The sequence below is a fragment of the Rhodococcus sp. 14-2470-1b genome, assembly GCF_002259415.1.
Classification (GTDB): Bacteria; Actinomycetota; Actinomycetes; order Mycobacteriales; family Mycobacteriaceae; genus Rhodococcoides.
On sequence record NZ_NPFY01000007.1, the window covers coordinates 19,128 to 29,209 of the forward strand.

The following is a 10,082-nucleotide window of genomic DNA, read 5'->3' on the forward strand; positions in this document are numbered from 1 at the left end:
CCACATAGGGTTGGGCACATGGCATCGGTATTCAGCAAGATCATCAGTGGAGAGATTCCGGGACGATTCGTCTGGGAGGACGACGACGTCGTTGCGTTCCTGACCATCGCCCCCGTCACTCAGGGCCACACCCTGATCGTGCCGCGCGAGGAGATCGACCAGTGGCAGGACGTCGACGGCGCGGTGTTCGGCAAGTTGACGTCGGTCGCGCAGAAGATCGGTCAGGCTGTGGTCAAGGGTTTCGACGCACCGCGAGCCGGTTTCCTGATCGCCGGGCTGGAAGTGCCGCATCTGCACCTGCACGTGTTCCCGGCGTTCGAGATGGGGAACTTCGACATCTCCGGTGCGGACCCGAGCCCCTCGGCCGAGTCGCAGGACGAGGCAGCGACGAAGATCAAGGCTGCACTGACCGAACTCGGTTACGGAGCGAACGTACCTACCTGATCGGGTCGAGCAATCGGCGCGTCGAACGCAGTGCCGCGGACACTGCGTTCGGCCGTACGGTGTCTCCGATTCCCGGCCCAGGACGCATGAGCACGTCGCGAGGTCCTGGGGCGATTCCACAATGGGCGCACAGGCCGGGGCCTGTCAGGAGGGTTCCGCAGTCGGCATGCAGGAATTCCCGACGCGCACCGCCCGGCGACGGAACCTGGGTACCGCCCCAGTCGTTCAGCGCGAAGACCACGTGCCACAACCCCTCGAGCGCTGTCGTCGGAACGTATTCGTCGCGGCCGCCGTGAGGTACACGCTCGAGCAATCCAGCGTCGACGAGGCCTGCGAGCCGCTGCGTGAGGACGGCCTTCGACATCTCCAGATGGGTCTGGAAGTCCGAGAACCGTCGTACACCGAACAGCGAGTCACGCACGATGAGAAGCGTCCAGCGCTCGCCGACGAGTTCGAGCGCACGTGCCATCGAGCAATCCTGATGTACGTAGTCGACGCCGAGGGCCATGCACGGAAGCCTACCCGAATGGTCTGTTGACCGAACCGAATCGCGCGGTTACAGTTCGGTCACCGAACCAAGGGGAACCATGACCACCACCGACCCGTCCACCGTGCAACGACGCTCACTTGTGATCGCGTCGCTCGGCACTCTGCTGACCCTGGTGGCGTTCACAGCGCCCTTGGCGACCATCAATCCGACGGCGACAACCCTCGGAAGCGACGCTGCCGGGAAGACCTGGATTCTGAGCTCGATGAGCATCGGGCTCGGTGCGGCTTTGTTGACCGCGGGAACCGTCGCCGACGATTTCGGACGCCGACGGACGTTCGCGATCGGCGCTGCCGCGCTCGCCGCCGGCTCCGTTGCATGCGCCGTTGCGCCCAACACACTGATCTTCGTGATCGCCCGCATCGCGCAGGGTATCGGCGGCGCAGCACTGGTCGCGTCGAGCCTCGGGATCATCGCGCACACTCACCCGGTCGGCCCCTTGCGGGCGCGCGCGAGCGGAATCTGGGGCGCCAGCGTCGGCGCAGGAATCGCTCTGGGGCCGTTGATCGCCGCCGGTTTCGACCGCATCGCCACCTGGCGCGACGCATACATCGTGCTCGCCGTCGCCGCAGCTGTGTTGGCCTACGTCTCGCACCGTGTCGTCGTCGAGTCGAGAGCAGACGTTCCGCGCGGACTGGATCCGACGGGCGCGGTTCTGCTGGGCCTGGGCATCAGCGCACTGCTGGCGGCCCTGATCGAGGGGCGGCAGGGATGGGCCGAGCCGCTGCCCATCGGATTGTTCGTCGTCGCAACGATACTTCTGAGCATGTTCGTCGTCGTGGAATTCCGCAGCAGTACAGCGATGTTGGACTTGACGCTGTTCGCCCATCCACCTTTCGTCGCGGCAACCGTTGCCGCACTCATGACCGGTGCCGGCATCATCGCACTCATGTCGTACGTGTCCGGATTCCTCGGAAATGCCTACGATATTCAAGCGTTGGAAGCCGCACTGCTGATGTTCGCGTGGTCCGGCACGTCCGTCGTCACGGCCCTGCTCGCTCGAAAAATCCCCCCGAGCATCTCGGGCGTGACACAGCTGGCCATCGGACTACTAGGGGTTGCCGTCGGGCAGCTCTTTCTACTCGGCCTGTCCGAGGACTCGACGTGGTCCCGCTTGCTGCCCGGTCTCCTGATCGCCGGTGTCTCCAGTGGAGTCCTCAACGCCGCACTCGGCCGCGAAGCCGTCGCCAGCGTGCCCGCCGGACGCGCCGGCATGGGTAGCGGCGCCAACAACACAGCGCGATACGTAGGTTCGGCCGTCGGCGTCACCGTGGTTGCCGTACTTGCCGTCCCGACCGGAACCCCCAGTGTCGCCGGTGTCGTCGAAGGATGGAACAGCGCCGTACTGTTCACCACCGCCGCGTCCATCGTCGGCGCGCTGGTGGTACTCGCCTGCCGCCGCCGGGTCTAGTTCACCCGGTCCTGATTCACCCGGTCCTGATTCACCCGGGGCAGTTCCACCCGGAACGTCGCACCCTGACCGGGGGTGCTGTCGACGGTGACGGTACCGCCGTGCGCAGCGACGAGGGCCGCGACGATCGACAATCCCAGTCCGCTGCCGCCGCTTTCGCGAGTACGGGAGCTGTCCGCACGATAGAAGCGCTCGAAGACGTGCGCCGATTCCTCGGCCGACAGGCCAGGCCCGGTGTCGCTGACCTCGAGTCGCACCGACGTGTCCGTGGTGCCGACACGGATCTCGATGGACGCGTCGGATGGAGTGTGCCGAACAGCGTTTCCGACGAGGTTGGCCACCACCTGACGCAACCGGGCGTCGTCACCGGTGACCTCGGGAATGCCAGGCCCTGACACGACTTTCAGTGAAATATCGCGTTCGGGGGCGACCGCTCGCGCATCGTGGACGGCATCGGCAGCGATGGTGAGCACGTCGACGGATCGAGCCTCCAGCGGGCGTTGCGCGTCGAGCCTGGCCAGCATCAGCAGATCCTCGACGAGCAAACCCATGCGTGCCGATTCACCCTCGATGCGATTCATCAACAACGTGATGTCGCTCATCGCGCCTTGCCGATGCAGCTCCGCGAATCCCCGAATCGTCGTCAGTGGTGTGCGTAGCTCGTGACTCGCGTCGGCGACGAAGCGTCTCATCTTGTCCTCGGACGCGCGGGCGGCCTCCTCGGACGCCTCGCTCGCCGCGAACGCCTGCTGAATGCGAGTGAGCATGCCGTTCAACGCAATCGACAGCTTGCCGATCTCGGTGCGTGAACTCCTCTCCGGCACCCGCTCGTGCAGGTCACCGGCCGCGATCGCCGCGGCTGTTCCCTCCACCTCCACGAGTGGGCGCAGACTCCGTCGGACCACGAAATAGGCGACTACCGCCAGTACTGCCAGAACGATTGCTCCGATGATCAACTGGAGAACGACGAGCTTGTCCACCGTGGTCTTGGTCGGCGTCAGACTCTGCGCGACCACGGTGGTGCCCTGAGAATTGGTGACGCTGAAGGCTCGCCACTCCTCGTCTCCGTCGACGGAACCGACCGTGGTCGGCCGCGACGTGTCGACGCCGTCGACGTCGGGAACGTTCTGCCCGGCGTCCTCCTCGATCCTGATCTGGCCGTCGGTGTCGGTCGCTTTCACGTAGAAGTCCGCCGGTGGCCGCCTGGACTCCGACGGCGGTGGCATGTCCGGATTCCGGGGTTCCGCCCACACGCGGGACGCGTCGAACAAGCTCTTGTCGACGCGTTCGACGAGCGACTGCTCGAGCGCGGACGTCACCGCGATGCCCGACGCCAGAAGCCCGGTCGCGACGAGGAGCAACAGCGCCGCGACAAGCGTGAACCGCAGCGGAACGTCCCTCGGCGCCGGAAGGCGCCTCACCGCGGCTGCCGCATGACGTATCCGACACCACGCAGAGTGTGGATGAGCCGGGTGTCCCCCGTGTCCACCTTGCGGCGCAGGTAGGACACGTAGGACTCGACGACGCCGACTTCCCCGCCGAAATCGTAGTGCCACACGTGATCCAGAATCCGGGGCTTGCTCAGCACCGTGCCTGCGTTGACCATGAAATACCGGAGCAGCGTGAATTCCGTCGGCGAGAGTGCAACCGGCTCGCCTGCCTTCCACACCTCGTGGGTGTCGTCGTCGAGTTCGATGTCCGCGAACGAGATTCGCGACGGTGCAGTCTCCTCCGTCTTTCCGGATCGACGCAGAATGACCCTCAACCGAGCAACCACCTCTTCGAGGCTGAACGGTTTGGTGACGTAGTCGTCGGCGCCGAGCGTCAGACCCGAGACCTTGTCCTCCACGGAATCGCGGGCGGTCAGGAACAGCGCGGGTGCGTCGACGCCGTCGGCACGCAGCCTGCGCAGCAGACCGAACCCGTCCATCCCCGGCATCATGACGTCGAGTATCACGGCTTCGGGCCGGAACGTGCGCGCCTTGTCCAGCCCCTCGGGTCCGGACGATGCGGTCTGGACGTCGAACCCCTGGAATCGCAGGCTGACCGACAGCAGCTCCAGAATTGTCGGTTCGTCGTCGACGACCAGCACTCGGGCCTCAGGTGTTTCGCTCACGTACCCATTCTGGACCCGCAGCCTGCGCACTTGCTGCACTCTCGCTGTGAGGTTTCTGTGAGAGCCGCGTGGGGTGCATGATGGACGGCGATGGCGACGACGGACACCTCGGCGAGTCCGGTCCGCCGCATCGATTCGATGCACGTATTCGCATTTCTGCTCGTGTGCGCGATCGCGTTCCGGGAGCAGCTGGTCACGGCGGTGAATTCCTTTCCCCAGCTACGAACGGGTGCGACGATATTCCTGGGTGTCTTCGTTCAGGCAACCCCGTTTCTGGTGCTCGGTGTGCTGGTCAGCGGTGGGATCGCCGCGTTCGTCTCGCCGCGGGTTCTGGAGCGACTGCTGCCGGCCGACGAGAAAGCTGCGGTCGGTGTCTCCGGACTGGCCGGAATGGCCCTGCCCGGGTGCGAATGCGGCGCCGTTCCGGTATCCAGGCGTCTGATGGACCAGGGTGCGCCGACGTCGGCGGCGCTCGCATTCCTCCTGTCCGCACCTGCCATCAACCCTGTGGTGCTGGTGTCGACGGCTGTCGCGTTCCCCGGTGAACCGCGGATGGTGTTGGCGAGATTTCTTGCATCGCTGGCCACTGCCCTGGTGATGGGCTGGTTGTGGGCCAGAATCGGACGTGCCGAGTGGATCACGAAGAAATTCGCCGATCACAGCCACGATTCTTCGCGGTCGAAATGGGAAGTGTTCACCGAATCCGCACGACACGACCTGATGCAGGCGGGCGCCTTCCTCGTCCTCGGAGCCGGAGCCGCGGCGCTGCTGCACATCGTCGTTCCCGATTCCATCCTCGAACACCTCGCCGGGCAGATGCTCCTGGCGATTCTGGTGATGGCAGTTCTGGCCGTCGTTCTCGCGTTGTGTTCGGAGGCCGACGCCTTCGTCGCAGCGAGCATGTCGATGCTGCCTCTACTCCCCCGGCTGGTGTTCCTCGTCGTCGGCCCCGCGGTCGACGTCAAGTTGATGGCGATGCAGGCGGGCAGTTTCGGACGTGGATTCGTCGCCCGATTCGCCCCGGTCACCTTCGTCGTCGCAGTGGCGTGCGCTACCTCCGTCGGGCTTGTCGTTCTGGGTGTCCGATGAGGCGGGAGACGCAGAACGTCCTGCTTCTGCTCGTCGGTGGCGCGATGGTCAAGATCTCCGTGGACGGAAGCTTTCTGCGCTACGTGAAGCCGAGCCTGCACCCCTACCTGCTGGCCAGCGGGATTTTCATCGTCGGCTTGGCGGTGGTGGCGATCGTTCGCGACGTCCGGCGAGGCGGACCGGCGGACGACGACCACGCCCACAGCTCTCGTCCGTACTGGATGTTGCTTCTTCCGGCGGCGTTGATTCTGTTCGTCGCGCCGCCCGCACTCGACGTGTCGTCGGTGTCGGATCGGGTGGTCGCGGCCGGTCCTGTCCAGCGCACCGCGTTTCCACCGTTGCCCGACGGCGAGGCGCCTGAAGTATCGCTGCTCGACGTCGTTCAGCGTGCCGCGAGGGACAGCACGGGCAGCCTCGACGATCGCGAGATCACCGTGACGGGGATTCGAGTGGAGAACCCGGACGGCAGTGTCGATCTGGCGCGCATTCTGATCATCTGCTGCGCTGCCGACGCGCGATCCATCCGCATCCACTTGGACCGAGACGTGGAGGGCGAGTGGCTGCGGGTGCGTGGAACCGTCGGCGAGTCGTCCCCGGAGACGGGCAACATTCCGACGATGACAGTGACCGGTGTCGAGCAGATCGACGAACCCGAGAACACGTACGCCTATTAGTGGTACCCTAGTACCAGTCTTGCTGAATTCGACACAGTGGGACCAGCGGACGAGCGCACCGTACCCGGCCAGCGACAAGACGGTGCATGGGAGTGTTTTCTCATGGCTTGGGTCATTCTTGTCATCTCCGGCGTACTCGAAGCAGTGTGGGCCACCGCCCTCGGCAAGTCCGATGGTTTTTCGCGCCCCGTTCCCACGATCGTCTTCGGTGTCGCCCTCGTCGCCAGCATGGGCGGCCTGGCCGTCGCGATGCGCACCCTGCCCGTCGGCACCGCATACGCCGTCTGGGTCGGAATCGGCGCAACCCTCACCGTCGCCTACGCGATGATCACAGGCGACGAATCGTCGTCGTGGATCAAGGTCGCGCTGCTCGTGGGCATCGTCGGCTGCGTCGTCGGGCTGAAGCTGCTGCACTGACCGATCCAGCAGTTACAGTAACTTCCATGAACTGGGTGTCCGCGATCACACTGCCTGCACGCGCTGGGATTGCCATCGCGGAAACTGCCCTGGAGGTCTCGGGGGCGATTCTGTCCACCACTCGATTCGCCCTCGAGACCGGTGCAGCCACGCCTGCCAACCTGGCCTCGCTCACCGATCCCAAGGGCGGCACGATGCAGCTGCTGTCCCAGCTGGGTCAGCTCACCTCGGACGACCGAGCGTTGGGCAACGCTCTGCGCGAGGGAGGCCCGCTCGACCGACTGCTCGCGCCCGGCGGCGTCGTCGACAGGTTGACGTCGGAGGAGGGCACGCTCGAACGGTTGTTGGCTCCCGGTGGACCTGTCGACCGTGTGACCGCCACCGATGGACCTCTGGACCGGCTGCTCGCCGAGGACGGTCCGCTCGAGCGACTGCTCGCCGCCGGTGGGCTACTCGATCGAATCACCGCCGTCGACGGCCCCCTCGAACGCCTGACCGCCAAGGACGGACCGCTCGAACTTCTGACCCGCGAGGACGGCATCATCGAACGCGCCACCCAGGAAGGCGGCCTGCTGGAACAGCTGCTCGCCGAGGGCGGCGCCATCGAGAGGCTGACCGCCAAGGGTGGTCCGCTCGATCAGCTCGTGACCTTGACCGAAACCTTGTCTCAGCTGGCACCCAACATCGAACGCATGGGCGTCAGCATTGACATCCTGCAGGACTCGGTCGAGATTTTGTCGCAGGCAGTGAATCCGTTGGGCGAGTTGGTCGGTCGGCTACCCAATCGCTGGCTCAAGGGCAAGCAGACCGTCCACGAACTGCAGTAGACGGACCAGCCGCGCAGGCATCAGTTTCGCAGACCCCGGGCAATGACCAGACGCTGAATCTGGTTGGTGCCCTCGAAGATCTGCGTGATCTTGGCGTCGCGCATGTACCGCTCGACGCGGAAGTCCCGCGTGTAGCCGTACCCGCCGAACACCTGGACCGCGTCGGTGGTGACCTTCATCGCGGCGTCGGTCGCGACGAGTTTCGCGACCGATGCGCCCCGCGAGTAATCCAACCCGGCATCGCGACGTCGAGCAGCATCGATGTAGGTGGCCCGCGCGGAATCGACCGCGGCCGCCATGTCGGCCAACAGGAAACCAAGACCCTGATGGTCGACGATCTTCTTGCCGAACGTCGTGCGCTCGTTGGCGTAGGCGACTGCGTCGTTCAGGGCTGCCTGGGCGATACCCACGGCAACCGCAGCAATTCCCAGGCGGCCGGAATCGAGTGCACTGAAGGCGATCTGGAGGCCTTGCCCCTCGGCGCCGAGACGTCGCTCGGCCGAGACGAAGGCATTGTCGTAGTTCGCCGACGTGGTGGGCACTGCGTGCAGACCCATCTTCTCCTCCGGCTTGCCGAAGGAGAGACCCTCCTGGTCCTTGGGAACGAGGAAGCAGGAAACACCCTTGGACCCTTCACCGGTCCGAGCGAAGAGGTTGTAGAAATCTGCGATACCGCCGTGAGTGATCCACGCCTTGGCGCCGTTGACGACGTATCCGTCGTCCTTGGCTGTCGCCTTGCAGGTCAACGCGGCGGCGTCGGATCCCGCTTGCGGCTCGGACAAACTGTATGCGCCGACGAGACTGCCGCCCAGCATGTCCGGAAGCCAGCGCTGCTTCTGCTCCTCGGTTCCGAACGCCAGCAGCGGGGAGCACGCGAGACTGTGCACGCTGACCGCAACGGCCACCGCAGCCCAGCGGGCCGCCAGTTCTTCCAGTACCTGCAGGTAGACCTCGTACGGCTGGCCACCGCCGCCCCACTCCTCCGGGAACGGGAGGCTCAACAGCCCGGCTTCACCGAGGGTGCCGAACACGCCTTCGGGGTAGGTCTCGTTCTTCTCGTGCTCGTCGACGATGGGATCCAGCACCTTGTCCGCGACATCGCGCGTGAGCTGGATGAGGTCCCGGGCTTCTTCGGTGGGCAACAAACGATCGACAGGCACTTTCGAACTCCTCACAGTACTGACGGTCCCATCACAGTACTGCATATGATACTGAATGGCCTACTGCAGTACTGTCGAGGCTCATGACCGCAGCTCACGCGACGGCCCGCCGTGCCCAACTGTTCGACCAGCTCGTCGACCTCCTGTTGAGCGAAGGGTTCGCCCACCTCACGCTCGACGACATCTCGGCGCGCCTCCGCTGCAGCAAATCGACGCTCTACACCCTGGCAGGCAGCAAAGAACAGCTCGTCCGAGCTGCAACCGTGCACTTCTTCCGCGGTGCAACGGACCGCGTCGAGGCAGCGATCGTCGGGGTCGACGGGTTCGGCAACCGCCTGACCGCGTACCTGACCGCAGTGGGCGACGCCCTGCAGCCGGCGTCACGACAGTTCATGAACGACCTTGCGGCCTTCCCTCCGGCACGCGAAATCTACGAGCAGAACACAGCGTTCGCGGCCAAACGCGTTCAAGCCCTGATCGACGACGGTGCCGCGGCCGGCGAAGTCCGCAGTGTCCATGCCGCATTCGTCGCCGACGTCGCCGCATCGACAATGGCGCGCATTCAATCGCGTGAGATCTCCGAACGCACCGGCCTCGACGACTCCCAGGCGTACGCCGAACTCGCCGCCCTCCTCACCACCGGCATCAGCGGTCACCAGGCACCTTCGTAGAATCGGCGGCGATGAGGAACGGTCGGCACGCGTCCAGAACAGCCTTCTGGGCCTCATGTCTGGTATTCGTTCTCTCGCTCGTTTTCGTCGCCGCGACATCCGACGGCGACGTTCCGGCACATTTCGACGGGTCCGGCGTCGTCACGCGCACGGAATCCCCGTGGTCGTTCGTCGCCACGATGGCCGGCGTCGGTCTTGCGCTCGGTGTGTTGTTCGCGGGTGCGCGCCGGTGGATCCGGTACATCCCCGCGCAGATGATCAATCTCCCCGATCCCCGGGCACACCGATACTGGACGCATCCCGCGCAGCGCGCAACGTTCGATCACATGATCGCCGAGGATCTCGAATGGATCGGCGCAGCGACGATTGCCCTCCTGACGTGGATGACCGTAGTCGCCGGAACAACAGGATCCGACGACGGGTCGGTCTCGACGTGGGTCCTCGCGGCTCCGACCGTCGCCTACGTGCTCGGCATCGCCGGGTACGCGATGTATGTGATCCGAGGCGGTAAATACCGAGTGCCCGAGGACTATCGACCGCCTTCGTAGATCAGAACGGTGGTGGTTTCTTTCGTTCGCGGAGGCGTTGGATGGTTTTGTGTTGTCGTAGTTTTCGGCGGAGGAGTCGGATTCGGGTGCGGGCGGTGTCGGTGGGTGCGTGTCGGAGGTCGGCGGTGGTGGGTTCGGGTGTGGTGGGGGACATGTGTTGTTCCCACCAGGTGGGTGT

General features: G+C 65.1%; 12 protein-coding genes and 1 riboswitch. Of the genes, 8 read left to right on the forward strand and 4 right to left on the reverse strand.

The window, feature by feature from the left end:
* Positions 1–18 precede the first annotated feature (18 nt).
* A complete protein-coding gene (locus tag CH293_RS04900) occupies positions 19–444 on the forward strand; it encodes an HIT family protein (RefSeq protein WP_037107370.1) in 426 nt (141 codons plus the stop codon).
* Here CH293_RS04900 and CH293_RS04905 read toward each other — a convergent pair.
* Positions 437–952, reverse strand: coding sequence for a helix-turn-helix domain-containing protein (locus CH293_RS04905; protein WP_094719539.1), 516 nt, complete (start codon positions 950–952; stop codon positions 437–439). The genes CH293_RS04900 and CH293_RS04905 overlap by 8 nt on opposite strands.
* Positions 953–1,031: 79 nt before the next feature.
* Here CH293_RS04905 and CH293_RS04910 point away from each other — a divergent pair, with 79 nt between their 5' ends.
* Positions 1,032–2,402, forward strand: a complete 1,371-nt coding sequence (locus CH293_RS04910; RefSeq protein ID WP_094719545.1) for an MFS transporter — start codon at positions 1,032–1,034, stop codon at positions 2,400–2,402.
* Here the strand turns inward: CH293_RS04910 and CH293_RS04915 are convergent.
* Together CH293_RS04915 and CH293_RS04920 are read right to left on the reverse strand one after the other, a co-directional pair.
* Positions 2,399–3,823 carry a HAMP domain-containing sensor histidine kinase gene (locus CH293_RS04915; protein ID WP_094719540.1) on the reverse strand — a complete coding sequence of 475 codons (1,425 nt, stop codon included), beginning with the start codon at positions 3,821–3,823 and terminating at the stop codon, positions 2,399–2,401. The genes CH293_RS04910 and CH293_RS04915 overlap by 4 nt on opposite strands.
* Entirely contained in the window at positions 3,820–4,518 is a 699-nt protein-coding gene (locus CH293_RS04920; protein ID WP_026347530.1) for a response regulator transcription factor, read from the reverse strand. Before CH293_RS04920 ends, CH293_RS04915 begins: the two co-directional genes overlap by 4 nt.
* 90 nt (positions 4,519–4,608) lie before the next feature.
* Here CH293_RS04920 and CH293_RS04925 point away from each other — a divergent pair, with 90 nt between their 5' ends.
* The 4 genes from CH293_RS04925 to CH293_RS04940 all read left to right on the forward strand — a co-directional run bounded on the left by CH293_RS04925 (position 4,609) and on the right by CH293_RS04940 (position 7,525).
* Positions 4,609–5,607 (forward strand): permease, encoded by a 999-nt coding sequence (locus CH293_RS04925; protein WP_094719541.1) that lies wholly within the window; start codon positions 4,609–4,611, stop codon positions 5,605–5,607.
* The gene (locus CH293_RS04930) at positions 5,604–6,281 is read left to right on the forward strand and encodes a TIGR03943 family protein (RefSeq protein WP_020113380.1); all 678 of its coding nucleotides are present in this window, start codon (positions 5,604–5,606) and stop codon (positions 6,279–6,281) included. Before CH293_RS04925 ends, CH293_RS04930 begins: the two co-directional genes overlap by 4 nt.
* Before the next feature lie 25 nt (positions 6,282–6,306).
* A riboswitch (guanidine-III (ykkC-III) riboswitch) is annotated at positions 6,307–6,370 on the forward strand.
* 13 nt (positions 6,371–6,383) lie between these two features.
* The gene (locus tag CH293_RS04935; protein WP_020113381.1) at positions 6,384–6,698 is read left to right on the forward strand and encodes a multidrug efflux SMR transporter; all 315 of its coding nucleotides are present in this window, start codon (positions 6,384–6,386) and stop codon (positions 6,696–6,698) included.
* 26 nt (positions 6,699–6,724) lie between these two features.
* Entirely contained in the window at positions 6,725–7,525 is an 801-nt protein-coding gene (locus CH293_RS04940) for an ABC transporter (RefSeq protein WP_094719542.1), read from the forward strand.
* Between the two features lie 20 nt (positions 7,526–7,545).
* On the opposite strand, the gene CH293_RS04945 is transcribed toward CH293_RS04940, so the two are convergent.
* Entirely contained in the window at positions 7,546–8,685 is a 1,140-nt protein-coding gene (locus CH293_RS04945; RefSeq protein WP_037107349.1) for an acyl-CoA dehydrogenase family protein, read from the reverse strand.
* An 83-nt stretch (positions 8,686–8,768) separates the two neighbouring features.
* On the opposite strand from CH293_RS04945, the gene CH293_RS04950 reads away from it, so the two are divergent.
* Positions 8,769–9,356 (forward strand): TetR/AcrR family transcriptional regulator, encoded by a 588-nt coding sequence (locus CH293_RS04950; protein ID WP_094719543.1) that lies wholly within the window; start codon positions 8,769–8,771, stop codon positions 9,354–9,356.
* Between the two features lie 11 nt (positions 9,357–9,367).
* Positions 9,368–9,904, forward strand: a complete 537-nt coding sequence (locus CH293_RS04955) for a hypothetical protein (RefSeq protein ID WP_094719544.1) — start codon at positions 9,368–9,370, stop codon at positions 9,902–9,904.
* The last annotated feature ends 178 nt before the right edge of the window (positions 9,905–10,082 follow it).